The 23945-nt window shown below is 62.3% G+C and carries 18 protein-coding genes, 1 tRNA gene and 1 pseudogene; 7 read left to right on the forward strand and 13 right to left on the reverse strand.

What is annotated here, in order from left to right:
* Positions 1-131: 131 nt before the first annotated feature.
* The 3 genes from Pan216_RS06460 to Pan216_RS06470 all read right to left on the reverse strand — a co-directional run bounded on the left by Pan216_RS06460 (position 132) and on the right by Pan216_RS06470 (position 6352).
* Complete coding sequence (locus Pan216_RS06460) at positions 132-2369, reverse strand: molybdopterin oxidoreductase family protein (RefSeq protein ID WP_145256447.1); 2238 nt, start codon at positions 2367-2369, stop codon at positions 132-134.
* Positions 2366-4096, reverse strand: a complete 1731-nt coding sequence (locus Pan216_RS06465; RefSeq protein WP_145256450.1) for a DmsC/YnfH family molybdoenzyme membrane anchor subunit — start codon at positions 4094-4096, stop codon at positions 2366-2368. The genes Pan216_RS06460 and Pan216_RS06465 overlap by 4 nt, the downstream gene beginning before the upstream one ends.
* 156 nt (positions 4097-4252) lie before the next feature.
* On the reverse strand, positions 4253-6352 hold the full coding sequence (locus Pan216_RS06470; protein WP_145256453.1) for a rubredoxin-like domain-containing protein: 2100 nt from the start codon (positions 6350-6352) through the stop codon (positions 4253-4255).
* 389 nt (positions 6353-6741) lie between these two features.
* On the opposite strand from Pan216_RS06470, the gene Pan216_RS06475 reads away from it, so the two are divergent.
* Positions 6742-7569, forward strand: coding sequence for a uroporphyrinogen-III synthase (locus tag Pan216_RS06475; RefSeq protein ID WP_419193332.1), 828 nt, complete (start codon positions 6742-6744; stop codon positions 7567-7569).
* Here the strand turns inward: Pan216_RS06475 and Pan216_RS06480 are convergent.
* Positions 7566-9209 carry an alginate export family protein gene (locus Pan216_RS06480; RefSeq protein WP_419193333.1) on the reverse strand — a complete coding sequence of 548 codons (1644 nt, stop codon included), beginning with the start codon at positions 9207-9209 and terminating at the stop codon, positions 7566-7568. The two genes, Pan216_RS06475 and Pan216_RS06480, sit on opposite strands and share 4 nt — an antisense overlap.
* A 446-nt stretch (positions 9210-9655) precedes the next feature.
* On the opposite strand from Pan216_RS06480, the gene acnA reads away from it, so the two are divergent.
* On the forward strand, positions 9656-12367 hold the full coding sequence (acnA, locus tag Pan216_RS06485) for an aconitate hydratase AcnA (protein ID WP_145256463.1): 2712 nt from the start codon (positions 9656-9658) through the stop codon (positions 12365-12367).
* Positions 12368-12491: 124 nt separating this feature from the next.
* On the opposite strand, the gene Pan216_RS06490 is transcribed toward acnA, so the two are convergent.
* Together Pan216_RS06490 and Pan216_RS06495 are read right to left on the reverse strand one after the other, a co-directional pair.
* Entirely contained in the window at positions 12492-12890 is a 399-nt protein-coding gene (locus Pan216_RS06490; protein ID WP_145256465.1) for a hypothetical protein, read from the reverse strand.
* A gap of 36 nt (positions 12891-12926) precedes the next feature.
* A complete protein-coding gene (locus tag Pan216_RS06495) occupies positions 12927-13874 on the reverse strand; it encodes a DUF1559 domain-containing protein (RefSeq protein ID WP_145256468.1) in 948 nt (315 codons plus the stop codon).
* A 168-nt stretch (positions 13875-14042) separates the two neighbouring features.
* On the opposite strand from Pan216_RS06495, the gene Pan216_RS06500 reads away from it, so the two are divergent.
* Positions 14043-14885, forward strand: coding sequence for a bestrophin family protein (locus Pan216_RS06500; protein WP_145256470.1), 843 nt, complete (start codon positions 14043-14045; stop codon positions 14883-14885).
* Positions 14886-14907: 22 nt separating this feature from the next.
* On the opposite strand, the gene Pan216_RS06505 is transcribed toward Pan216_RS06500, so the two are convergent.
* From Pan216_RS06505 to Pan216_RS06525, 5 genes and pseudogenes are all read right to left on the reverse strand, one after another.
* Complete coding sequence (locus Pan216_RS06505; protein WP_145256475.1) at positions 14908-15192, reverse strand: type II toxin-antitoxin system RelE/ParE family toxin; 285 nt, start codon at positions 15190-15192, stop codon at positions 14908-14910.
* Positions 15192-15446, reverse strand: a complete 255-nt coding sequence (locus Pan216_RS06510; RefSeq protein ID WP_145256478.1) for a ribbon-helix-helix domain-containing protein — start codon at positions 15444-15446, stop codon at positions 15192-15194. The genes Pan216_RS06505 and Pan216_RS06510 overlap by 1 nt, the downstream gene beginning before the upstream one ends.
* Positions 15447-15658: 212 nt before the next feature.
* The gene (gene pyrF / locus Pan216_RS06515; RefSeq protein WP_145256481.1) at positions 15659-16600 is read right to left on the reverse strand and encodes an orotidine-5'-phosphate decarboxylase; all 942 of its coding nucleotides are present in this window, start codon (positions 16598-16600) and stop codon (positions 15659-15661) included.
* On the reverse strand, positions 16597-17427 hold the full coding sequence (locus Pan216_RS06520; protein ID WP_419193334.1) for a sugar phosphate isomerase/epimerase family protein: 831 nt from the start codon (positions 17425-17427) through the stop codon (positions 16597-16599). Before Pan216_RS06520 ends, pyrF begins: the two co-directional genes overlap by 4 nt.
* 168 nt (positions 17428-17595) lie before the next feature.
* A pseudogene (locus Pan216_RS06525) lies at positions 17596-18297 on the reverse strand (manganese catalase family protein); the annotation flags it as partial.
* A gap of 889 nt (positions 18298-19186) precedes the next feature.
* Here Pan216_RS06525 and Pan216_RS06530 point away from each other — a divergent pair.
* Positions 19187-19261: transfer RNA gene (locus Pan216_RS06530), tRNA-Glu, on the forward strand.
* Positions 19262-19540: 279 nt separating this feature from the next.
* Complete coding sequence (locus Pan216_RS06535) at positions 19541-20044, forward strand: LabA-like NYN domain-containing protein (protein ID WP_145256487.1); 504 nt, start codon at positions 19541-19543, stop codon at positions 20042-20044.
* 23 nt (positions 20045-20067) lie between these two features.
* On the opposite strand, the gene Pan216_RS06540 is transcribed toward Pan216_RS06535, so the two are convergent.
* Positions 20068-21324 carry an alpha/beta hydrolase gene (locus Pan216_RS06540; RefSeq protein WP_145256489.1) on the reverse strand — a complete coding sequence of 419 codons (1257 nt, stop codon included), beginning with the start codon at positions 21322-21324 and terminating at the stop codon, positions 20068-20070.
* A 261-nt stretch (positions 21325-21585) separates the two neighbouring features.
* Between Pan216_RS06540 and Pan216_RS06545 the strand changes: the two genes are divergently transcribed.
* Together Pan216_RS06545 and Pan216_RS06550 are read left to right on the forward strand one after the other, a co-directional pair.
* Positions 21586-22446 (forward strand): alpha/beta fold hydrolase, encoded by an 861-nt coding sequence (locus Pan216_RS06545; protein WP_419193335.1) that lies wholly within the window; start codon positions 21586-21588, stop codon positions 22444-22446.
* Entirely contained in the window at positions 22443-23351 is a 909-nt protein-coding gene (locus Pan216_RS06550; RefSeq protein WP_145256495.1) for an alpha/beta fold hydrolase, read from the forward strand. Before Pan216_RS06545 ends, Pan216_RS06550 begins: the two co-directional genes overlap by 4 nt.
* A gap of 49 nt (positions 23352-23400) precedes the next feature.
* Here the strand turns inward: Pan216_RS06550 and Pan216_RS06555 are convergent, their stop codons facing one another.
* Positions 23401-23802, reverse strand: a complete 402-nt coding sequence (locus Pan216_RS06555; RefSeq protein ID WP_145256498.1) for a hypothetical protein — start codon at positions 23800-23802, stop codon at positions 23401-23403.
* Positions 23803-23945 lie beyond the last annotated feature (143 nt).

Raw genomic sequence — 23945 nt, forward strand, 5'->3', positions numbered from 1 at the left:
GACGAACGAGACGCCGCAGGTCGGCGCCGGTTGGGCGTTGCGAATCGACTAAGGCGGATCGGCGTTTGCGTTGCCCGCCTGGTTGGCTTGTTCCGACGCTTCCGCCGAGCTACTGGTGAATGTTGTCACGACTAGACTCCGTGATGAACGCGCCAGGGCCCGACCCGTACCGCACACGCCTTGTAGGAGGGCTGCCGGGAGTAGGGATCGAAGACCGCGTCGGTGAGACGATTGACCGGTTCGTAGTGCATGGGCAGGAAGACCTGGCCCGGCTGGACGGAGTTCGTGAGGAAGGCGCGAGCTTTGACTCGCCCCCGCCGCGACTCCACCGAAACCCACTCGTCCGCCTCGAGGTTCAGTTCCTTGGCGTCGATGGGGTTGATCTCGACGTAGATCTGCTGGGGATAGAGCTTGCGAAGCACCGCCGACTGTCGCGTTCGCGTCTGCGTGTGCCATTGCGCCGAGGTCCCACGCCCGGTGAGCAGGATCAGCGGGTAGTGGTCATCGGGAGGCTCTGAGAGGGGCTTGGGCTCCTCGAACTTGAAGCGAGCCCGGCCCGAGGGCGTGTAAAACGCGTGATCCTCGAAGAGGCGACGCTGGTTGGCGAGCGACGGGGGGCTTCCCTCGGGACAGGGCCACTGGATGCCGCCGGCGTCGTCGATCATGCGATAGTCCTCGACGCCGGAAATGTCGCAGGGCTGCCCCTTGGAGAGTCGCGAGAGAATCTGGAACGTCGCCTCGGGCGAGGTCCACTCACGGAAGAGGTCGTCGCATCCCCAGTAGTGGGCGATCAGCTTGAAGATCGAGAAGTCGGCCAGGGCTTGTCCAGGCGCTTGCTTGACGCGTTTGATGACCCCAAGACGTCGCTCGGAGTTGATGAAGGTCCCTTCCTTTTCGCCCCAAGCGGCCGCCGGCAGGACTAAATCGGCGCTCTTGGCGGTCTCGGTGTCGACATAGCTGTCCTGGACGACGAGGAAGTCGAGCCGACTGAGGATGTCGCGGCAAGCGTTCTGGTTGATCCACGAATGGGCCGGGTTCGTCGCGATGACCCAGAGAGCCTTCACCTTTCCGGCGAGGACGTTCTCCATGATGGTCGCGTAGTCCCAACTTGTCGTCGAGGGGATGAGATCGACGTCGATCCCGAGCGTCTCGGCGACTTCTTGACGATGCGCGTCGTTGGTGAAGTCGCGTCCGGCGAAGAGGGAGGTGGTGTTGCTGAAGAGCCGCGAGCCCATCGCGTTGCACTGGCCGGTGATCGAGTTGGCGCCGGTGCCGGGACGTCCGATGTTGCCGGTGAGCAGGGCGAGGTTGATGATGCTCTGCGCGGCGCGAACGCCCTCGTAGCTCTGATTGATGCCCATCGTCCACCAGAACGAGGTCCGCTCGCGCTCGTGGATGAAGCGGGCGAAGGTCTCGATCGCGGTCGACTCGAGGCCGGTCTCGTGGGAGACGCGGTCGAGGTTATAGGGAGCGACGTGCTTGACGAAATCATCGACGCCCTCGGTGTGCCGCTCGATGAAGGACTCGTCGAGCCAACCACGCTCGGCGAGGATGTTGGCGACGCCGTAGAAGAGCGCGAGGTCGGACTTGGGCTTGATCTGTAGGTGCCACGTCGCCGCCATCGCGGTTTCAGTGCAGCGCGGGTCGATGACGACGATATCGGGATCGCGTTTGTTCTTGAGCACCCGTTCCCACATGATCGGGTGGGCGATGCAAAGGTTGGAGCCGACCAGGACGATCATGTCGGACTCTTCGAAGTCCTGATAAGTGTAGGGCGGGGCGTCGAAGCCGAAGGCCTGCTTGTAGGCGACGACGGCGGTCGCCATGCACTGGCGGGTATTGCCATCGCCGTGCCGCAGCCCCATGCCGAATTTCGCCAACGCTCCGAGCATCGCCATCTCTTCGGTCGGGATTTGACCGGTGGAGATGAACGCGACCGAGTCGGGTCCGTGTTCGGCGATGATCGCCTTGATCCGCTCGGCGAAGGTGGTCAACGCGTTGTCCCAGGAGACCGGCTCGAGTCGGTCGTTGCGTCGCAAGAGTGGGGTGGTCGCTCGGGCGGGCGAGTCGAGCACCGACACCGCTTCCCAACCCTTCGGGCACGCCATGCCGACGTTGACGGGATCGCCGGTCGCGGGGGTCAGCCCAACCGCTTCGCCCTCCTTCAGATGGACGTTGAGCGAGCAACCGGTCGAGCAGAAGCCGCACACCATCTTCGTGGTGCTGTCGGGCTTGCAGCCGTTGGGGATCATGCCGAGCCCGAAGCCGCCCGGTTCCTGCAGGAGCTGGCGCGTCAGCGGCCCCTCTTTTCGCATGAGCGCGAATTCGTCGATGAGGCGATCGGTGTCGTTGGCGGTGGCGAGACTCATTGGGGGACTCCTCCCGGCATCTTGGGGGCGGCGACCGATGTGAAGAAGAGGTAGCGTTCGGCGAACTCGGCCCCCAGGCTCAGCCCCAGCGAGAGCGAGGTCACGATGATCGCGAAGGGCAGGTTCTGAAGATCGCCGTCCTGGTGTCCCAGCATGAAGACCGCGGGAATGACCACGCCGCCAATCAGGGCGAAGAGGAAACGGCACGCGGTCACTTCCGAGAGATGCCGCGCCATCAGGATGGCGGTTCGCTTGAGCGGCGTTTGTTGGTTGTCCATCAGGTGGGCGAAGACACTGGCGTCGATCGCCATCTTGACGAGGGTGGCGAGGATCAGCACGCCGCAGAGCTCCGGTGCCGACACCCTCATGAAGGTCGTCAGGGGAACGTCGTTCGACCACGCCGCGGTCACGATCTCGACGCTCAAGTTGACGCTGATGCCGAGGATGAGCGCCGTCAGGAGGAACTTCGAGAGTGAACGTCCCAGGTGCCAATAGGGGCGACGCGTATCGTGGTAGATCATCGCCGAGGAGAAGATCGCCACAACGCCGACCGTCACGATGCCCGCGTCGAGCCAGCTTCCCAAGTCGAGCAAGGGCCGCTGGAAGACCCACTCGTAGCAGGAGTACGCCGAGTAGAACATCGCCATGTTCGCGAAGAGGCCGAAGAGGACGATCTCGCGGCTGAGCCACGATTTCCTCAGTCCGACGATCGCCCGAAAGGCGTAGAGCGGCCGGCCCAAGTGCAGCGTGCTGGAGCCGAGCGCCAACAGTCCCACGAAGAGGGCCACCAACGCCTTGATCGCCACAAGCTCACCTGTTTGGATCTGCTGGTGAAGGAAGGTGATCGCCGCGTTGACCGCGTAGACACCCACCGAAAGCTGGGTGAGGACGAGCATGATCACTAGCGGAAGGTGGGCGTGCTCCTTCTTGACCGTCCAGTAGTCGCCGGGAATCGCGTTCTCGGGAATCCGCTTGGAGGTGCGGTAACGCGTTGTCGGCTTGGTGTAGGAGGGATCGGGAGCGCCCGGCAGGAAGACCTGCTCGTCGGCGCGATCTTCCGTCTGCTCGGTCGAGACGATCGTGATCCTGATCGCGGAGTTGGGACACGACTGGACGCAGGCGGGGGCTTCATTCTTCGCCAAACGCTGACTGCACATGTCGCACTTGCGGACGATGCCCTTGGCTTTGTTGTACTTGGGAACGTCGTAGGGGCACTTCAGGACGCAGTACTGGCAACCGATGCACTGGTCGTCGAGGTGACGAACGATGCCGGTCAGTTCGTCCTTCTCGTAGGCGTTGACCGGGCAGCCATTCATGCAGGCGGGATCGACACAGTGATGACACGCGGTGGTGACGATCTGGAGATAGGGCTCGTCGGTCTCGCGACTGTGAAGCAGGCCGACATCGCGCCACGCCTCGTCGTCGTCGAGTCCGTTCAAGCTGTGGCACGCGGTGACGCAGGCCTTGCAGCCGGTGCAGGAGTCGAGATCGACTTGGAAGGCGAACTGCTCGCCGGGGCCCGGATTGGTGAGTGGGATCAAGTCGCGGTAGTAGCGCCGCATCTCGGGAATCGTCGAGGCGTCATGCGCGTTGGCGAAGCGTTCGACGGCGGTCAGGTCCTGCTGCTCTTGCAGGTAATGATGAATCAGACGCTCTCCGCTGACGCCGGCGAGAGCCGTTTCGTCCTGAGTCGTGGAGGTCGTCAAACTATCAACAATGATCGCCATCGTGATCCTCTCGGGACACCGCCTTGGGCCACGGACGCATCTTAAGGGGTGATCAAAAGGTCGTTGGTCTTAACGATTTTCGACCACGGAGTTTTTTGAGGTCGTGTCGCAACTCTCGTTTGGCCAACGGCTTGCGTCTTGCGGTAAAGCCGGTGGTCAAAAAGGATCGCTTGACAGCGTTTCCTTACTCCCACGTGTCTGCCCGCCCCGCTTGAGTGCGTTGCGGACCATGTGGGTGGTGATGTCTCGTTCGAGTCGTTCGGAGACGATCTTCGCGACGTCGGTATGCCCCAGATGGGGTTGCTCCCGGACGAGGCGTCGGATCAGTCGGTCGCGGCGCGCGATCTCGGGATCACGGGGGCGACCACGGCTCTTGCGTTGTTGCTGGGAGGAGGTGTTTTCGGCTTGGCGGAGCCAGTCGACGAGCGTCTCGGCCGCCTTTTTGACCCGGTCGATTCCGACGAGTTGCGGTTGTTGGACGACCTGAACGATCTCGTCCATCGGAACTTCGTCGTCAAAGGAATCGGCGTCGCTTTCGATCGGATTGGTAGGAGCCGGGAGAGTGGTCTCTTCGGACTGTTCACGTTCATCGCGCGCGAAGTGACGCCGAAGGGCGGCGCACTCGGGACAAAAGACAGGCGGATCCTCGCCGCGATGGCGGTAGTTGCACGCTTCGCAAACCCACGTCGGGGGGACGTACTCGCCCTCTTGCACCTGCTTGGCCTCGTGGTGACGAAGCACTTCGCGCCAATACGCGGTGAAGGTATAGCCCGGCCGGTGCTTGACGTAGTACTCGCGAACGATCTCCTCAATGACTTGAGGAAGCTGCTCGACGTCGACGCCCATGCGATAGGGTCTCGCAAGATGGACCCGGCCGGCGATACCGCCACCGAGGTAAACGTCAAAGCCTTCGCGCGTTCCGAGCATCCGCCGGACGCGAACGCCCTTCAGGCCGATATCGGCGCTCATGTGTTGCATGCAGCCGGAGTTGCAGCCGCTCATGTGGATGCGGATGCCGTGCAGCGTGAGCATCTTACGGCGGAGTTCGTCGATCAGACGCAGCGCGTGGCGTTTGGTTTCCGTGATCGCCAAGCTACAGAACTGCCGGCCGGTGCAGGCGTAGATGTTTCTCGTTTGCGTGTCGGCGAAGGGGCTGAGCCCGACTCGGCCCACTTCGGTCGCCGCGGAATCGCGGAACGCCTCTTTGATGCCGGGGACGACGATGCCCATCTCTTGCGTCGTGCGAAGGGTTCCGTTGCCCCATCGCTTGGCGGCGACGGAGATCGCTTCGAGCTGTTCCCAACTCATTCGACCGACCGGGACCGCGAGCCCCATCGCCCAGAAACCCTGTTTCCTCTCCGAGAACCAGCCAACGAGATCGTCGTACGCGACCGGCGTGGGCGGCTCGGCGACACAGGGAATCAGCGGGTGGTCGAGTCCTTCCTCGAGCAGACGCTGAAGCTCGTTGAGTCCGAGGGCGTCGACGACGGTGTCGAAGCGACGACCGGCCTCGGCGTACTTGGGAGCGTGTTCGCGATAGATTTCCACCAGCCGCTCGGCGACTTCGGGAACGTGCTCAGGCTCGATGAGGACCGGAAGATGCCGCGCCAGCGAAGGGCTTTCACCCTGTCGGCCGCCGATAAGCACGCGGAAGCCGACATCGCCGTCGTCGCCGCGCACCGCGAGAAAGCAAAGGTCCTGGAGCCAATAGCTGATCGCCAAGCGACTCGAGCCGTTGAGGGCGACGTTGAACTTGTGAGTGAGGTTCCGAAAGCTTTCGTTGGCGACAAAGCGTTCGGAAAGGGTCACGCACAACTCGCGGGTGTCGAAGACTTCGTCGGGATCGATACCGCTGAGTGGGTGGCAGTAGATGTTGCGGACACTGTGCCAGCCGGTCCGTTTGGTGGAGAGGCCGACCGCTTCGAGTCGTTCGACCGCCTTCGCGACCCGCTGGGTGTCGAGACCTTGAACCTGCAATCCGGCTCGGCGGGTGACGTCGACGATGCCGTGACCGTACTCGTACGCGACGAAGGCGACTTCGCGCGCCTGGTCGGCTGTCAGCTCGCAGCCGGGGATGCGAATTCGGATCATGAACTTGCCGGGGGAGTCCGACTTGCGGAGGAACACTCCCTCGGTCTTCAGCTCGTTGATCTGGGAGAAGGAAAGCTTCGAATCGGGTGAACCGAGTACGTGAAGCGGTCCCGGCTGGGGAACGCTGGCTGGCGCGGATTGATTGTCGGCGTACGGATCGGTCATCGATTTCGATCTATTACTTGGCAACGAATAGATGGACGGGACCTCGGAGAAGTCCCTACGCGGTTACCTCGCTAAGCCGATCCCAACCGGTGATCGGTGCAAACCCTATTCCGGTTCCGCAGGATAACCGCGAAGTTGTCGCTAACACGTGCCGCCTTCGGTGGTTACAGCTCTTGGTTTCACTCGGCACGATGAAGGGATGCGAGATGATCCAGCAAGCTCGCGCCGTTCTTGGGCACTCGTCGCGATTCGGCGCGACCCGGGACCAAGTTTGGCGCCTACTCTTTGCGACGCCGTCGCGAACACCTAGTTACTAGTTACCGGCTCGCGGGATGCGAAGGTCTTGCGGGTCGCCTCGAGGCTGTTTCGCTAGTCCGATGGAGCTTGCCATGTCTGATGATGCTGCGTCGATCGCGGATGCGACGGTCGCTCTGCCCGAGAGTCGCGAGTTGGATACGCTCGCCCGGATGATGGAGGCGAAGGGGGCGCAAGTGATTCGCTGTCCTTTGGTCGCGATTCACGATGCCGAGGATGCCGCCCCGATCGAGGCCTGGCTCAAGGATCTTGTGAGTGGAACGTTCGACGACCTCATCCTCATGACCGGCGAGGGAGTCAACCGACTTCTCGGCTTCGCCGAACGCGCCTCGATGAGGCCGGCGGTCGAGGAGGCTCTCGGAAAGGTCCGGAAGATCACCCGCGGCCCCAAGCCGAGTCGCGCCTTGCGAAAGATCGGACTCGGCCCCGACCTTCCCGCCGCGGCGCCGACGACCGACGGTATCATCGAGACGCTCTCAAGCGAGCATCTCCAGGGACGTCGCGTCGCGGTCCAAATGTACGGCCAAGTTCCCAACGAGAAACTACTCGGCTTTCTTCGCGAAGCGGGAGCGACCGTCGCTCCCGTGGCCCCCTACGTCTACGCTCCCGATAGCGACACCGATCGTGTCATCGACTTGATCGATCGCATGAACCGGGGAGAGGTGACGGTGGTGGCGTTCACCAGCGCCTCGCAAGTCGATCGCCTTTGGCAAGTGGCGGAGAAGTCCGAGCGGGCCGAGGCCCTGCGGAAAGGGATTGCTCGAACGCTCGTCGCCGGGGTCGGCCCGGTAGTCAACGAGGCGCTCGAGCAGCGTGGGGTCGAAGTCGCCGTCTCGCCATCGGAGTCCTTCTTCATGAAACCGCTGGTGACCGCGATCGCTCAGAAGCTCTCGTCCGATTAGAAGTTGACGAGGATCTGGGTGTAGAGCAAGTGAGCTTGTTGCTGACCACCCTGGTTGCGGATGAAGTTGCCGGACCAGAAGTGGTTGTAGCTCACTTCCAGGCTGACGTTGTTGGTGACCTTGTAGAGAGCCACGAGGTCCAACTCGTTGCCGATGTGCTGCCCGGAGCGTCCGGTCGGATCCTGGAAGGAGACGATCCCGGCGGCGTTGTAGAGCCCGTCGCGCTTCTCGGCCAACCACATGAAGTGGCTCCAAGCCAGAAGCGTCAGCTTCTTGGTCGGCTTGACGAAGACCTGGAAGTTGGCGTCGTAAACATTCTGTCGGGCGACGAGGTCGATGAAGCCGAAGTATTTATGAGCCAATGGGTAGAGTTGGTTGAAGGTTCCGATTGTGCCGTCGAACGGATCGGAGTCTCCACTCGCCCAATCAAACCAGGCCCAGACCGTCGGCGTCCAAAAGACATCGGGCATCTCGCGGCCGATACCAACCGTCATCATTCCCGCGACGATGTCCTTGCTGCCTGACGTCCCGAGCTGCATGCCCCCTTCAATGTCGTAGAGCCAATCGGAGACCTTACCGTCGAAACGGCTGCCGACGGTCCAGACCAGGTTGTCGGGATTGCCGCTGTAGTTGCGGTGACCTGGACCGGCTTGGGGGCCGGGAAGGGCATCTTCCTCCCGAAGGATGAAGAGGAACGGCATTGCCTGGATGTTCTCATTTCCCCGCGTGTAGCCGACGAGGCCCGCGAGCCAGGTGCTCTGGCTCGGTTGGTCGTAGCTCGTTGGGTGGAACTGCGTCCAGTAGAAGGCGTTGGTCGGCCGAACCCAGAAGATCTCGGTGTCGAACTTCTTGGAGCCCTTGGTGAAGAGCTTGCCGCCCGAGAAGGTTCGCGGAGCGTTCGCCCAGAAGAGCGGCGACAAGAGCCGTTGAGCTCCGGCCGTCAGCTGTTGGCGACCGACGCGCGCCGATGTCTTCGCTCCATCGTCCCACGTCCAAAGATGCGCTTCGCCGAAGACGTTGAGTAGGTCGCTTCGGTTCTCATCGATCGCCAGTGGGGGCAGTGACGAGTTGTTGTAGGAAGCGTCAAGGTACTCGACGTAGGCCCGGAACCAGCCGCCGATTTCCGCATCGAGATAGGTCCGCAACCGTACGAGGCTCTCGTTGTTGGTGCGTGGCGTCGTCGGCGTTCCGGTGAAGAGACTGCGGTTGTCGAGGTTCTTGTACTGGTGACGAATTTGGCCACCGGCCGAGACCACCACGCAATCGCCACACAGCTTGCGGCGCTTGAGCCACTCGAACATCTTGCCCCGATCGGCCCCTGGGTTGTCGAGATAGAGGAAATTGTTCTCAAAGAGCAAGGGCTGAAAGGGATTCGGCGTCGGTGCCGTGTTGACGTCCTCTTCGAGGACGGGATCGGCGCCCATGCCCGTGTCGGAGACATCGGGGGTGAACAGGAACTCGTCGTCAGCGCCTTCCGGGGCGACGAACGCTTCCGGATCGGGCGGCACTTCGCCAGCGTCACCGGGAGCGGTGATCGCGGGTCCGGTGGGGTCGGCGTCCTGGGCGAACACGGGCGAGGCGGAAAGTGTCGCCGCCAAGAAAGCCGTGCCGAGGGCATGTCGAGTCAGTGAGCAAAGCATCCTTGTCAGCTCCAGACGAGACAATCGGTGGTTAGTGGATATCGAACGTCTGACAAGCGTGGGGACCGTTGATCCTGGTCCAGAAGTTACGCGCATCGTGCGGCGCCTCTCGTCACATCATGCGATGTCGAGTGGCCGATCCCACCGTTTGTTTCGGCTGGAACCCCCCAGTCGCTTTAGTCTGTTGAGAACTCCTATAATCCGAATATTTCCTACCTGTTCATCAGGCTTCGTCGAACCGCTACGAGCCGCAAAGTTCCTCGTGATGGTCCCCGATGGCTCGATCACACGCGGCGTCGAGGGCGGAATGGTTGGTGAATCGATGGTGGTGGCGGGGAATTTTCGACGCGAGCGAGGGAGAAACCTCTCCTTGGCGGTCCCGTGCGCCCACCATACTTTAACCAGTACGAAACCAAATGTTGAATCTTGCCGGAGACGCACCACCAATGAGCCCCAGCTCGAACGCGTTTGATGCCCAAGCGACTCTCGCTACGGCCGCAGGTGAAGTCCGCTACTACTCGCTCCAGAAGCTCGACGAGGCGGGGCTCGGTCCCATTGATCGTTTGCCCTACAGCATTAAGGTGTTGCTGGAGAACGTCTTAAGAAACGTTGATGGCTTCGCCGTGACCGAGGATCACGTCCGCGCCCTCGCGGGTTGGAAGCCGACCGCCGCGGAGCCGACCGAGATTCCCTACAAGCCTGCTCGAGTCATCCTGCAGGACTTCACGGGAGTTCCGGCCCTGGTCGATCTCGCCGCGATGCGTTCGTCGATGTCGCGACTGGGTGGGGATCCCACCAAGATCAATCCGACGTGCCCCGTCGACTTGGTGATCGATCACTCGGTCCAGGTCGACAACTTCGGAACCGCCGACTCGCTAGACCTCAACGCGAAGATCGAGTTCCATCGCAACAAGCAGCGCTACGAATTCCTGCGTTGGGGCCAGAAAGCCTTTTCCAACTTCCAGATCGTGCCCCCCGCGACCGGCATCGTCCACCAGGTCAATCTTGAGTACCTCGCCAAGGGGGTCTTCAAGGACGACTCGGGTTCGACCGCGGTCGCCTACCCGGACACCTTGGTCGGAACCGACAGCCACACCACGATGATCAACGGGCTCGGCGTCCTCGGTTGGGGCGTGGGCGGCATCGAGGCCGAAGCGGTGATGCTCGGCCAGCCGATCTACATGCTCATTCCCGAGGTGGTCGGCTTCCGTATGACCGGCGAGCTCCCCGAGGGAACCACCGCGACCGACTTGGTCCTGACGGTGACGGAGATGCTTCGGGCCGCCGGCGTCGTCGGCAAGTTCGTCGAGTTCTTCGGACCGGGTCTTTCGAACATGTCGCTCGCCGACCGGGCGACCATCGCGAACATGGCGCCCGAGTACGGGGCCACGATGGGCTTCTTCCCCATCGACGACGAGACGCTCAAGTACCTTCGCCAGAGTGGTCGGACGGACGAACTGGTTGACTTGGTGGAGAAGTACTGCAAGGCCCAGGGGCTCTTCCGGACGGATGACGCCACCGACCCGACGTACTCGCAGACCCTCTCGCTCGATCTCGCGACCGTGGTGCCGAGCCTGGCCGGTCCCAAGCGTCCGCAGGATCGCGTCAAGCTGACCGACATGAAGTCGGCCTTTGCGACGACGCTGACCACGCCGCCGGAGAAGCGAGGCTTCGGGCTCTCGGGCTCGGATCTGGAGAAGTCGGCGACCTTCAAGTCCAACGGCGACAGCGCGGAGTTGCATCACGGCGCGGTGGTGATCGCGGCGATCACGAGCTGCACCAACACCAGTAACCCCGACGTCATGGTCGCGGCGGGCTTGGTCGCGAAGAAGGCCGCCGAGAAGGGGCTGAACGTCAAGCCGTGGGTGAAGACGAGTCTCGCCCCCGGATCGCGTGTCGTCACCAACTACCTCGAGAAGTCGGGCCTGAGCGAGTACCTCGACAAGTTGGGCTTTCAAACCGTCGGCTACGGCTGCACGACGTGCATCGGCAATAGCGGGCCTCTTCCCGATGCCGTGGCCGAGGCGGTCACGACTGGGGACTTGGTCGCCACGTCGGTGCTCTCGGGCAACCGCAACTTCGAGGGACGCGTTCATCCGCTGGTGAAGGCCAACTACCTCGCCTCCCCGCCGATGGTCGTCGCGTACGCCCTGGCCGGGAGTGTGACGGTTGACCTGACGACCGAGCCGCTCGGCACCGGAGCCGACGGTCAGCCCGTCATGCTCAAGGACGTCTGGCCGACCGAGCAGGAGATCGCCGACGTGGTCGCTTCGGTCATCACGCCGGAAATGTTCCGCGAGCGCTACGCCAACGTCTTCGAAGGTGATGACCACTGGAAAGCGATCAGCGGCGGCGAGGGCCAGATCTACGAGTGGGATACCGCGAACACTTACGTCCAGGAGCCGCCCTTCTTCCTCGACCTTCCGATCGAGCCCGACGCGGTCGGGGACATCACCGGCGCCCGGGCGTTGGCGAAGCTCGCCGACTCGGTGACGACGGATCACATCTCCCCGGCCGGGGCGATCAAGGCCGACGGTCCCGCCGCGAAGTACCTCGAATCGCAAGGCGTCGAGCGGTCCGACTTCAACAGCTTCGGATCGCGCCGCGGCAACGATCGCGTGATGACGCGGGGGACGTTCGCCAACATCCGTTTGCGGAACCTCCTGGCTCCCGGCACCGAGGGGGGCGTGACGACCTACTTGCCCACGGGCGAGCAGATGTCGATCTTCGACGCGGCGATGAAGTACAAGGAGAGCGGGACGCCGCTGATGATCCTCGCCGGCGCCGAGTACGGCACCGGATCGTCGCGCGACTGGGCCGCCAAGGGAACGCTCCTCCTGGGCGTCAAGGCGGTCATCGCCTCGAGCTACGAACGTATCCACCGCTCGAACCTGGTCGGCATGGGTGTCTTGCCGCTTCAGTTCGAGAAGGGGGATACCTATGAAACGATCGGGCTCAAGGGGGACGAAGTCTTCGACATCGTCGGCATCGCCGAGGGGATCACGCCGGGCCAAAAGCTGACGGTTCGCGCGACCGCCGCCGATGGCAAGGTGACCGAGTTCACGACGATCTGCCGAGTCGACACGCCGGTGGAGGTCGAGTACTACCGCAACGGCGGTATTCTTCAGACCGTCTTGCGGAACTTCATGAAGAGCTGAGACCTAGGTCCTGACAACATGGAAGCCTCAACGATAACGCCCGTCTCCAAGTCACTTTGGGACGGGCGTTTCGCTTTGAGTGGTTGCAAGAACTTCTACTGGGCCTGGAGCGACTGGGCCGTCTCTACGGTGCAGTTAGAGACTTGGCCTTTGTCTCCATCTGGTCGAGACCAGCAAGGATCTCCTTCTTCGAGCCGTTGGACTTTGACAAGCTGATCAGCTTGTCAAGCTCCGCATGGATCTCGTCAACGGTCCCCTGCTTGGGACCGAAGTTGCTGTAGGCGTCACCTTCGAAGCTCTCCTTGAGGATCGCCAACTCGTTGCTCGCCTGGGTCGTGCTGCTGGAGGCGACCTTCTTGATCTCGGCAATGCGTTCGACGAGATTCTTCGCGACTTGGCTGTTGGCATCGGTGGCCGATAGTTTCGGCGGACCGCTATCTCCGCCGCAACCTGCCACCAGGGAGAGCGGTAGCAGGCAAGCCAAACCTATCCCCACTCGCCCGAGATGTTGGACGCTCGTCACTTATACACTCCTGTAACTGCGCAATCGGGCGTCCGACTACAGACCTTCCGCGATTTGATTGTCCGAGATGCCGAGCGCGGCATCCCAGACCGTCGAGTCGACCGAGTCGCTGATAAACGAGACCGCCCCGTCACAGAAGCTGACGTGAACGCCGCCGGGGTGGACGCTGCGAGCCCCCTGGACGGAGCTGGAGCCAGTGTTGTCCGAAGAGCAGGGCGGGGCAACGGTCGCGCTGTTGATACAGTAGGGAGGCTCGTCGAGGATCAGTGAGTTGGGGGTCAATTGGCCGTCATCGCCACAGAAGGAGAGACCGACGACATAATTCCACGCGCCGCGACCGTCATAGCTGACGGTAGTCAGCGCCATGATTTCGGACAGCGCGACCGTTTTGGATGTTCCATCGGCGATGTCCTCGGGCGCCGCTCCCCATTGAGCGACGGCACTGAAGGGGCCTCGTTGGGATTGCGTGGTGAAGTCGCCGAGGTCGAGTTGCTGTCCGGGGCCAAAGTTCGCCGCCAGATGCATCTTCGCATGACCGTTGTAATCCTGAGTCAAGGGAGTCGTGGGGACGGACTGGGATGGGCATAGGAAATCCGAGATCTGCATGAGGTTGACGGTCGAGTTTTCCGGCGTCCTTGAGGTGAGCTGGAAGTTGTACTTATCGTAGATCGCTTGTTTGTCCATGTAAGGAAGGAGCATCAGTGCCCAACTCGCTCCCCAGCTGGCGCCACGACCTTGGCCTGACGTGGGGACGGCAGCCGTCGACATCCAGACGTGCCCCGGGGGGAAACGCCCCGCCGAGTCCGTATAGTTGGCCAAAGCGACGGTGAGCTGCTTCAACTTGTTCTGACACTGCATGCGCCGGGCGGCTTCGCGCGCCGACTGCACGGCAGGGAGGAGCAGACCGACAAGAACACCGATGATCGCGATCACCACCAACAGTTCGATGAGGGTGAACGCGGAGCGCGAACGAAACTTAACCATGAAGTGATTCCCCGTGAGTTTGCGGTAGGTACCTCCCCCAGGTTAATTTTGGGGCATCCTTCGAGCCCTGGCAAGCTCGATTCCGGGGCCGCGCATCGGGTTCGCGGTGGTGACGTGCTGGCAGCTAGGGTCTGTTGATAGTATTCAATGGAGGCAACGGAGTAGTTGATGAGTGTTCGATCCGACTGCCCGGATCATGGGCTGTTCTACCGTGTCACGATCTTCGTACTGTTGACCTGCCTCTACGCGACGTTGGTTCATCTCGTGATCCAACGATGGCCCTGGATGGCGATCACGGTCGACTCCCGCTTCGAGACGGTGGCGGGTGCCGTGCTCAGTGTGCTGATCGTCTTTCGGATGAACTCCGCCTACGACCGCTGGTGGGAGGGGCGCAAGCTCTGGGGGCAGCTTGTCAACGATTCTCGCAACCTCGCGATCAAGTCGCGCGAGTTCCTAGGTCATACGGGCGTCGGCTCCGACCGCATCGGCGAATTGATCGTCGCGTTTCCCTACGTGCTGAAGGAGCACCTTCGCGAAGGAGTTGATGTCGCCTCCCTTCCGGTCGAGGTTCCCCACGATGGGTCGGTCACCCACGTCCCCGCCTATCTCGCGGGAGAGATACAGCACGAACTGCGACGTTGGAAGCGGGAAGGGCATATCGACGGCACCGACAGCTTCATCCTCGACGTACATGGCCGCGCGTACATGGACATTTGTGGGGCGTGCGAACGCATCAAGTCGACCCCCATCTCGACCGGCTACCTCTCGGTCATCCGCCAGTGCGTCATCTTCTACCTCGTTTGGATTCCCTGGGGGCTCACCGAGGAACTTGGGGCTTGGTGCATTCCCGCGACCGCGTTCATCGCCTACTTCATGGTCGGCATGGAGCTGCTTGCCGAGTCGCTTGAGGAACCCTTCGGCCGCGACAGCAACGATCTGCGACTCGACACGATCTGCCAAGGGATCGAAAAGTCGGTCGGCGAGATCTTGAACGTCGATCATCCGCGGTAGCCGGGGGCGATGCCGCGACCCTTCACAACGATCCGAGTGGCCGTCTGGCTCCGTGGACGACCCGCAGGATGTCGACCTGATCGTCGCGAACCCGGTAGTAGATGACGTAGTTTCCGTAGGTCGTCGCTCGCACATGGCGAAGGCCGATCGCGAGTGGCGTTCCGAGAAGAGGTGCCTCACTCAGGCTGGTACATGCCGTTTCGATCTGGCGGATCCACGAGAGAGCACGTTCGGGGCTATCCGCCGCAATGTAGTCGTGGATCTCGTCGAGGTCCTTCTGGGACTGAGGCGAGAAATTGACATCCATCAAACCTTCTCGCGAAGCTGCCTGTTGCGTTTCCGGAGCTGCGCGAAGACCTCTTCGGCGGAGACGAACTCGCCGCGGTCGATCTCGTCGATCCCGACTTGAATCTCCCGGCGCAGATCCTCGATGTCCGTGACGAAGAACTGGCGACAACGCTCGAGCATGTCGAGGACGACCTCTTGCTCGGTCTGAAACCGGCCTGACTTGATCTCGTCGGCCACGTGTTGCTTGAGTTCGTCGGTCAGTTCGAGTTGCATCCCAAGTCTCCTGGTGTCATCTGCTCAACTCCATTCTAACCAACGCTCATCGTCAGGCCGAGGAAGCTTCGTCCGCGGAGACCTCTTGGCTCTGGGTGCCATGCCCCCGCCGCGTGGGCATGCGCGAGACGCCACGGATTCGAGAAGACGCCCACACCAACGCGAGCATCGCTCCCGACAGCGTTTCGGCGACGAACTTGGCGATCGGAGCGTTAGCGAAGCCGGCCCGCGGGCGTGTGGGTGGCGAGATCGTCGATCATTCGCCGGGCGGCGGTCGCGAACGAATCCTTCCAGGGCGCCTCGGCGCCGTCCTTGAGACGGTAGGAGAAGAGGATCGCCCGCGAGCTGTTGACGACCGCGCCGAGCCCGCGCTCATCGAAGCCAGCCGAGGTGTCGGCGGCACTTCCCCCTTGGGCCCCGTAGCCGGGGATGAGCAGGGGGACGTGCGGCATTCGCTTGCGCAGCGCCACGAGTTGCTCGGGAACCGTCGCCCCGACGACGGCGCCCAAGGGGCCGTAGCCGTCTGGTGTTGATGTGAGCGAAGCCGAAGCTCCCTCGACCAGGTCCGCGACCCGTTCGCAGACCGATCGGCCCTCGGCGCTGAGTTCCTGGATCGCCCCCGCGCCGGGATTGCTGGTCCGGACCAGAACAAAGATCCCGGTTCCGTGCTTATCGCAGCTTTCGACGAACGGGTTGATGCCTTCGGTTCCCAGGTAGGGGCTGACCGTGAGGGCGTCGGCGTTCCAGGGGCGCAGCGTGGTCGAACCAATGCCGATCGACCCGACGTAGGCGTTGGCGTAAGCCGCCGCGGTGCTGCCGATGTCGTTGCGCTTGCCGTCCAGGACGACGAGCAAGCCGGCGTCGTGAGCGTGGTCGACGAGTTGGGAGAGGACCAGCAAGCCCTCCGCGCCGGCCGCCTCGAAGAAGGCCATCTGGAACTTCACGACCGGGACGAGATCGGCGACCTCGTCGAGCACGCGCTGGCAAAAGACTTGGTAGCCCTGGGCGACCGCCTTGGTTGTCTCTCCGTGCTCGGCGACGGCATCGCGGCGAAGCTCCTCGGGGAGCAGTTCCCAACGGGGATCAATGCCGACCATCGCGGGGGTCTTCTTCGCGAGAATCGCGTCGCTGAGGCGTTGGCCGAAGTCGTTCATGTCGCCGCTCCGATGTCGGCGAGGCATTGCTTCATGTAGGCGAGGCTCTCGCGAGCGATCGTTTCGGGATCGGGTTTGAAGTCGAAGACCTCGACCGAGACCCACTTGTCGTAGTGGTGCTCGAGCAGAGCTTGGAAGATCGGACGGAAATCGGTCTCGCCCATGCCGGGGCCACGCAAGTTGGCGTCGTTGGCGTGGAAGTGCCCGGTATGGCCGAGATGCGTCGCGACAATCTCCGGAATCGAAGGCGTTTCGGACGACATCGCCTTCACATCGAGGTGCAATTGGACGTTGGGATGGTCGACCATCTTCATGAGGCGAGCCCCCTCGTCGGCCGTTTGGAGAAAGTCGGTTTCCGTCGGCGCCAGAGGTTCGATGCAAAGGGTGACGCCTCGATCAGCGAGGGTTCCACAGGCACGTGAAAGGGTGTCGGCGGCGAGCTTGAGCGCTTCGTCGTTGGAAGTGCCCTCGGGAATTCGGCGAGCGTCCGGCGATCCGAGGACCAGGATCGAGCCCCCAAGGTCGGCGGCGGCGTCGGCGAGCGCCCGGAGATAATCGGCGCTCTTGACGCGAACTGCTTCGTCGGTCGAATTGAGGTGAAACCCGGTCGTCTTCGCGAAGAGCCAGTGCAAGCCGATGATCTCGACCCCGGCATCGGAGGCCTGTCGCTTGAGGAGGGCCCGACGTTCGGCGTCGACGTCGGTGATCAGGGGCGCCAGCGTGAAGGGCGCGATTTCCAGTCCCGTGTAGCCGATCTCGGCGACCGAGCGACAGATCTCCTCGAAGGGACGTTGCTCGTACAACTCGTTGCAGATCGCGAACTTCAAAGCGGCATGCTCCCGTACAAATGGGCTTCCTGACGTATCCGTCACGATTGTACGGGTTCCGGTGGCCATCATCCCGCGTTCCGACCGGAACTTGTCCAGCCGGAACGCGTCGATGGTCCACCATCGGGGAGTGACCCCACTACGGAATGCCGCGACTCAGCTCTTGAGCGACTCGAAGGCGGGGTTCTCGATCACCTCCCACTCCTTGCCCTTGTTCCAGGGGCCGGTCGCGTCCTTGCCCAAATCACCCTCGCCGGTCGAGTCGTTGAAGTACTTGTCGACCCACTCCTTCTCGGGTTTGAGTTCGCCGATCTCCAGCGGACCCTTGTCCATGCTCTCCAGGGCGGCCCCGAAGGCCTTGAGGTGCGTGATTTCCCGGGTCATGAGAAACTTGAGCGCCTCCTTGGATCCAGGATCGTCGGTGAAGCCGATGAGCCGCTCGTAGACGATCTTGGCTCCCGCTTCGGCGGCCATGTTGGCCCGGAGGTCGACTTCGAGCTGGCCGGTGACGTTGATGTAGTCGGAGGTCCAGGGATTGCCCTGGGAGTTGTTGAGCGAGACGCCGCCTCCGCCGACGACGGCGATGAGCGGATCTTCCACGGCCGCATCGCCCTTTTCCCGTAGCGGTTTCAGGTGGGCACGAGCCAGGGCACCGATGACTTCGAGATGGCTCAGCTCCTCGGTGCCGATGTCCATGAGCAAGTCCTTGCGAGCGGGATCCTCGCAGTTGAGCCCCTGGATGGAGTACTGCATCGCGGCGGCGAGTTCGCCGTTGGCTCCGCCGAACTGTTCCAGCAACATCTTGCCGAAGCGGGGATCGGGATCGTCCACGTGCACGGTGTACATTAGCTTCTTGACGTGGTGATACATCGAAGGTCCTTTCACAAGGTGGTTTCGCATTCCCTGGTGGCGAAGGCCGGGGAGGAGGACGTTCGCCGAGCGTCGACCACGACGAACACCTCGTTAGGTGAGGCTATTTGCGGTGGTTGACGACTGGTCGTGGAGCAGCGAAAGCAGATCGCGTACCAGAGAGTCCTTCGGGAGCGAGTGCGATTGGTCGGTGGGAGTCAGGAAGGGGGGAATTCGCTGGACCAACACCGGTTGGAAGGGCGCGTGACACTTTCCAAATCACGATGATGACGACCGTGGGGCCCAACGTCTCCCCGAGGCGAGTTGTTGACGACATGGCCTTTGCGGAGCCAGGTTGGCTGGTGACCAACCAGTAGCGGTGGATGATCGCTCATCCTGCCGCACCCGTTTCGATGCGAGAAAGCGGCGAAGCTGGCGGGCGTCTTTTCAATCTCACGGAAAAAACCTTGCTCCACTTGTTTCGGTGTCGAGCGACCGTCCTAACTACGGTTTCACCGGGAAAGACGAGTCGGGGAGTGGGCAGGAGCGATTCACGCTAGGGTTGTCCCTGGGACCATTGACTCGCCTCAAAGGAGGTGGGCATGGAGGACTGGAACGGCCTTTGCATCCGGTCCGTCGCGACGGTGACCGCGTTCGTGGCAGGACCACGACACGGTTGGCGGTCGCTTGGAAGTGTCTTCCAAGGCGCAACGTGTGAAGACGCGGCGAGCTGTGTGTGGGCGGACAAGGAGAATGGAACCGGATGCTGGATTGGTCGTAACTCTCTTTTGGGTTTCGAGTTGTGTTTTTATGGCCGAAAGGGCGTCAAACGGGTGCCTTGACGAGAACGTGTCCTATCTCTACCATCGGACATCATGATCAACGCTTGTTGATCGCGTTTTTTGCCACCGGCCCCGTCGTCTAGCCTGGCCTAGGACACAGGATTTTCATTCCTGCAACACGGGTTCAAATCCCGTCGGGGTCACTCTCTCTTTTTCCCCACCACTTGGGCGTTTCCGCCCACCGCGTCTTTCATCACCTTCGTGAGAGCGTGCTGAGGATTATTGCCTCTCCCTCCAACGTCCCTTGATTGGAGTTGAAGGGAAGGGGAGTGATCACGCGTCGTCACGATCAGTGCGCCTAGCAACTGGGGAGAGCTCGCCACCGAGAGCGGTGGGAGCCGCGCGTCCTAGAGTCTGTGCCGACTATGATTGGAAGTTGGCCCCTCTCCGGGCGTGAGAGAACCAACGCAAGGATAGAATCGATGAGAACCTGCGTGTTCGTGGACGGGGCCAACTTCTTCTACATGCAGAAGGACCGGCTTCACTGGTGGATCGATCCCAAGAAGTTGCTGGAATGGGTTAGGACACGAGGGGATGTCGTTGACGCCTATTATTACATCGGGGTCGACTACAACGCGGATCCTCAGCAAGAGGGGTTTCTCAAAGCTCTTAGTTACATGGGATACACGGTCGTCTCCAAAGAGCTGCGAACGATTCATCTCTCCGACGGCAGTGACCGCAAACGCGCCAATCTCGATGTCGAGATCGTCCTCGACATGTTCAACCAGATCGAGCACTACGACATGGCCGTCCTGGTCAGCGGCGACGCCGACTTCGAACGGCCGATGCGGACGTTGCACGCTCGCGGGAAACGGTTCTTGATCCTGTCGACACAGGGGTTCGTCGCCCGCGAACTTCGTTCGTTGGCGGGCATGCACTTCGTCGACTTTCAAGAGATTCGCGACGATGTCGAGAAGATGCAGTAGGTCTCTCGTCGACGTTTCTCTACTTAGCGGTCGGCTTGAACCCGCTGGCCGGCCAACCACGAGGAGAGGAGCGGGTAGACCTCGCGGGACGACTGTAGACCCACGAGACTATCGCTGTGGCCGTACTCGGCGCCCATGCCACGGTGGCGTCCGAGAAAGACCAGCGTCTTGTCGTTCGAGCTGATGCGTTCGAGCAACTCACGCTGGGTCCGCGGCGGGGCGACCTGGTCGACACTCCCCGCCATCACCAACGTCGGGATTTGGATCTTGCTAAGTCCCGACGAGTAATCGACTTGCCGATTCTCGCTGGTGAGCTTCCCCTGGTCGGCGAAGAGGCGGTATTGCTTGATCAGGTTGATCGAAGGCATGTCGTAGGCGACGCCGCCGGTCGAGAGAGCCTTCTGGATGATCGGATCGGTGTTGGCTTCGTTGAAGAAGATACTATTGACGCTGTCGAGGGCGTCCTGGGCATCGAGCTGATTCCCGAAGAGTTGGCCCTGCCGGCGGGTGAAGAGCTCGATCAGGAACTCGATCATCAGTTGGCCATTGGGCATCGTCACTTGCGAACCGACCGTCGCCAAGCGGCCGACCGACCCGTTATTGCCGTACTTGCTCAGATAGGCCAGCATCACGTTGCCCCCCATCGAGTGGCCGACCCAAGCGACCTGCGGGGCGCCCGTTTTTTGTTTCACCAAGTCGATCAGGGCGGGGACGTCCTTGTCGACGTGATCGTCCATCGTCCAATTGGCGTACTTGAAGTCGAGGCTTCCGAAGCCCTGGGCGGGCACTTCGGCTCCGGTCGGGATAACGCGATCGAGCAGGGCGGTCGCTCCTCCGGCGGCGGTGGGAGCCCACTTGCTGCTTAAGCCGCTCCCGCGCAGATCGACGGCCCAAACGTCAAAGCCGGCTTGGGCGAGGTAGCGGGCGAGGCTCGCGTCCTCGCGCATGTCGAAAAAGCGGCCGTTGTAGCCGAAGCCGTGGCACAAAATGACCGGCATTCGCCCCGCGACGAGCTTGCCGGGCACCTGGTAGCGGGTCGCGACCAGCTTCCACCCATCGGAAGCGCGGGTCATGTGACGCTCGATCCGAATCTCGTTGGCGGCAACGTTCTGCGGCTGCGGATCGCCAGAACGCTGCGTCGCCTGCCGCGGCGCCACGAACCGATTGGTGGCCCCTCGGAAGAGCCCCCGCGCTCGATCGCGCCAGTCCTGTCCCAAACTCGGGAGACTCATCACCGCGACCAGCGACGCGGCCCCGATCCAGATCGTCCACGTTTTCATCGTCGTGCCCTCGATTTCGATAGTTTCCTGCCCAAGATTGCCTCCTCGCGGGCGCTCGCCTCATACGGGCTGACCGCGATCAGGTCAACGAAAAGAATCGCTCGAGTTGGCCGGCGGCGAACGTGCGGCTTGACCCGAACCGCCGCATGCCGAGAATAGAGGGATGGGCGTCACCACGTTCCTGGTCCTATGTCCACGTGTTGGGGAAGCATGGCGGAAGCATCCACTGGTCAGGTCGAATTGCCACCTCGATCGACCCCATTGACGCCTCTGAACGACTTGCTCGAGCAATTCGACGACCAGGCCGAGACCGGCGTCCTCGATGGACCGCGCTATCGCATCCATCACGCCTCGCTCGGCGAGGGCCCTCCCCTGGTCCTGGTGCCGGGCATGTGTTCGCCCAGCCGCATCTACGCGCCCCTGGCGTTGGCCCTGGCGAGTTCCTTTCGCGTTGTGCTCTACGAGTTGGCGGGAATGCGAACCGGCGACGGGGCGAATCTGTCGCGCTACCGCATTGAGGACTATCCGAGCGATTTGCTCGCGGTGGCCGACCACCTCGGTCACAAGCGATTCGGTCTTGTTGGGTCCTCGTTCGGCGTCTCGATCACGACCCAGACCCTGGTGCGAGCCCCGGAGCGAGCGACGCGGGCGATCTTTCTCGGCGGGTTCGCGCTGCGCCGTCTGGTTGCGTCGGAGCAATTCCTGCTGAACGTACTCCAGCACTGGCCCGGACGGATGCGCCACATTCCGTTCATGAGCATGGTCACTCGCTATAACCACGGGCTGGAGATCGATCATTACGCGCCCGAACGGACCGATTTTCTCGTTGCTCAGTTGGGGGAGGCTCCGGTGCGCGCCGCCGCCGCTCAAGCCCGTGCGATTCATCAAACCGATCTGCGCGAACTGCTGGCCGAGGTTCGTCAGCCGGTGCTTGTCGTTCACGGCAGCGACGACCGGCTCGTCGGGGCCCAGCAAGCCTCCGAGATCGCCAAACGCTTGATGGACGTTCGGGTGATGCTCATTCCCCAATGCGGCCATTTTCCCCATCTGAGTCATCCCGATGTCTTGGCCAAGGCCGGGGAACGCTTCTTCGGCGCGACCACTAACGAGGCCCCATCGTGAGCGAGACCGCGGTTTCGGCGGAGGGAGAAGACGAGGCAACATCCGCCTTGCTCTCCCTCGAACAGATGCTTGAGCGCTTCGACGTCGAGGCCTACCAGCACGTCTTCGACGGGCCCCGCTACAACATCCGCTACGCCACGATGGGCGCGGGGCCTCCCCTACTGATCGTGCCCGGCATCTGTTCGAGCATCATGCTCTACTCGACCCTGATGGTGCAGCTCGCCCAGCGCTTCCAGGTGACCGTCTTCGACTACCCCGGCGTCAACAGCGATGACGGGGCCGATCTCGCGGCGTATTCGCTCAAGAACTACGTCGAGGACCTCCTGGCGCTCGGCGACCATCTGGGGCACGCCACGTTCCGACTTCTCGGCATCTCCTTCGGGACGACGGTTTGTGTCCGCGCGATGGCGCGGGCTCCCGACCGAATCACCGCCGCGGTCCTTGCCAGTGGGTTCGTCCATCGACCGCTCAAGGCCCGCGAGCGATTCGTTCGCTTTTTCGCCGGCCGCAGTCGGGGCAATCTTGGCAAATCACTGCTGATGAAGTTGATGGTGACTCGTTTTCACGGCAAGTCGCTGCTGGCGCGCGATCCGGGATTGGTCGACTTCCTGACGCAGCGCCGCGGGCTCATTCCGATTCGCACCGCCGCGGCTCAAAGTCGCGCGGTCGACGCGACCAACCTCTCGCCGATCCTCGGATCGGTGTCGCAACCGGTCCTCGTGGTCAGTGGCCAGGAGGACCCGCTCGTGCCGCCCGAGCAAGCCGACGAGCTTGTCGAAGGGCTTCCCAACACCCAGCGGTTGACCATTGCCGATTGCGGGCACCTACCTCACCTGAGTCATCCCGAACTGCTCGCGGAGGCCGCGATGCGATTCTTCATGGACGCGACACCCCAGGCGACGTGATGCCAAGTCGTTGTTTGTCGATGGGCGATCGCGTTGGTGGCTTGCGTGGTCAGAAGAGGCGACCACCCGACACGAGTTGCTTGGCTTTCTCGACGTAGCGACTTCCCCGTTCGAGACCCTCGGTGGCGTGCGCGAGTCCGGCGTCGCGTTGGCGTTGGTCGGTCGCTTGACGATACTCGTCGAACGCGATGTCGGCCAGCAGCCATTCCTGGGCGGCTTGCTCCAGGAGGCGAACGACCCCTCGTTCGCTCGAACTGAGCCGCTGCTCCTCAAGAGTCGAGAGTGCCCGGTTGAAGAGGCTTCGCTGCTCGGTGAACGTCTCTGGAGTGGAGGTCTCGATGTCGTCGGCGGTCTTGAAGATCGGTTCGAACTTCGAGGCATTGACGCCGGAGCAGCCCAAGGGGCCGACAAGCAGGAGAATCAAGGGGAGGGGGCGGACCGCGTTCAACATCGTCTCTTAGATGGGTTCGGGTGCCGAAGGCTGTCGTCTGGTCGCCGCTCGCATGTTGACGTGTTCCGAGCGGCTTCCGGAGACCATTGTTGCCAAAACACCCGCTATCGATCCAGGCCGGGGCCGCGACAAAGGGCGCCCCC

Source organism: Kolteria novifilia (genome assembly GCA_007748055.1).
GTDB lineage: Bacteria > Planctomycetota > Planctomycetia > Kolteriales > Kolteriaceae > Kolteria > Kolteria novifilia.

What these genes read in the sequence shown, in the direction of transcription:
- Pan216_RS06540 (WP_145256489.1), bottom strand. Translation starts at nt 21,324, where the DNA reads ATGAAAACGTGGACGATCTGGATCGGGGCCGCGTCGCTGGTCGCGGTG.
- Pan216_RS06480 (WP_419193333.1), bottom strand. Translation starts at nt 9,209, where the DNA reads ATGCTTTGCTCACTGACTCGACATGCCCTCGGCACGGCTTTCTTGGCG.
- Pan216_RS06470 (WP_145256453.1), bottom strand. Translation starts at nt 6,352, where the DNA reads ATGACCGATCCGTACGCCGACAATCAATCCGCGCCAGCCAGCGTTCCC.
- Pan216_RS06460 (WP_145256447.1), bottom strand. Translation starts at nt 2,369, where the DNA reads ATGAGTCTCGCCACCGCCAACGACACCGATCGCCTCATCGACGAATTC.
- Pan216_RS06535 (WP_145256487.1), top strand. Translation starts at nt 19,541, where the DNA reads ATGAGAACCTGCGTGTTCGTGGACGGGGCCAACTTCTTCTACATGCAG.
- Pan216_RS06500 (WP_145256470.1), top strand. Translation starts at nt 14,043, where the DNA reads ATGAGTGTTCGATCCGACTGCCCGGATCATGGGCTGTTCTACCGTGTC.
- Pan216_RS06465 (WP_145256450.1), bottom strand. Translation starts at nt 4,096, where the DNA reads ATGGCGATCATTGTTGATAGTTTGACGACCTCCACGACTCAGGACGAA.
- Pan216_RS06475 (WP_419193332.1), top strand. Translation starts at nt 6,742, where the DNA reads ATGTCTGATGATGCTGCGTCGATCGCGGATGCGACGGTCGCTCTGCCC.
- Pan216_RS06555 (WP_145256498.1), bottom strand. Translation starts at nt 23,802, where the DNA reads ATGTTGAACGCGGTCCGCCCCCTCCCCTTGATTCTCCTGCTTGTCGGC.
- Pan216_RS06510 (WP_145256478.1), bottom strand. Translation starts at nt 15,446, where the DNA reads ATGCAACTCGAACTGACCGACGAACTCAAGCAACACGTGGCCGACGAG.
- Pan216_RS06505 (WP_145256475.1), bottom strand. Translation starts at nt 15,192, where the DNA reads ATGGATGTCAATTTCTCGCCTCAGTCCCAGAAGGACCTCGACGAGATC.
- Pan216_RS06495 (WP_145256468.1), bottom strand. Translation starts at nt 13,874, where the DNA reads ATGGTTAAGTTTCGTTCGCGCTCCGCGTTCACCCTCATCGAACTGTTG.
- acnA (WP_145256463.1), top strand. Translation starts at nt 9,656, where the DNA reads ATGAGCCCCAGCTCGAACGCGTTTGATGCCCAAGCGACTCTCGCTACG.
- pyrF (WP_145256481.1), bottom strand. Translation starts at nt 16,600, where the DNA reads ATGAACGACTTCGGCCAACGCCTCAGCGACGCGATTCTCGCGAAGAAG.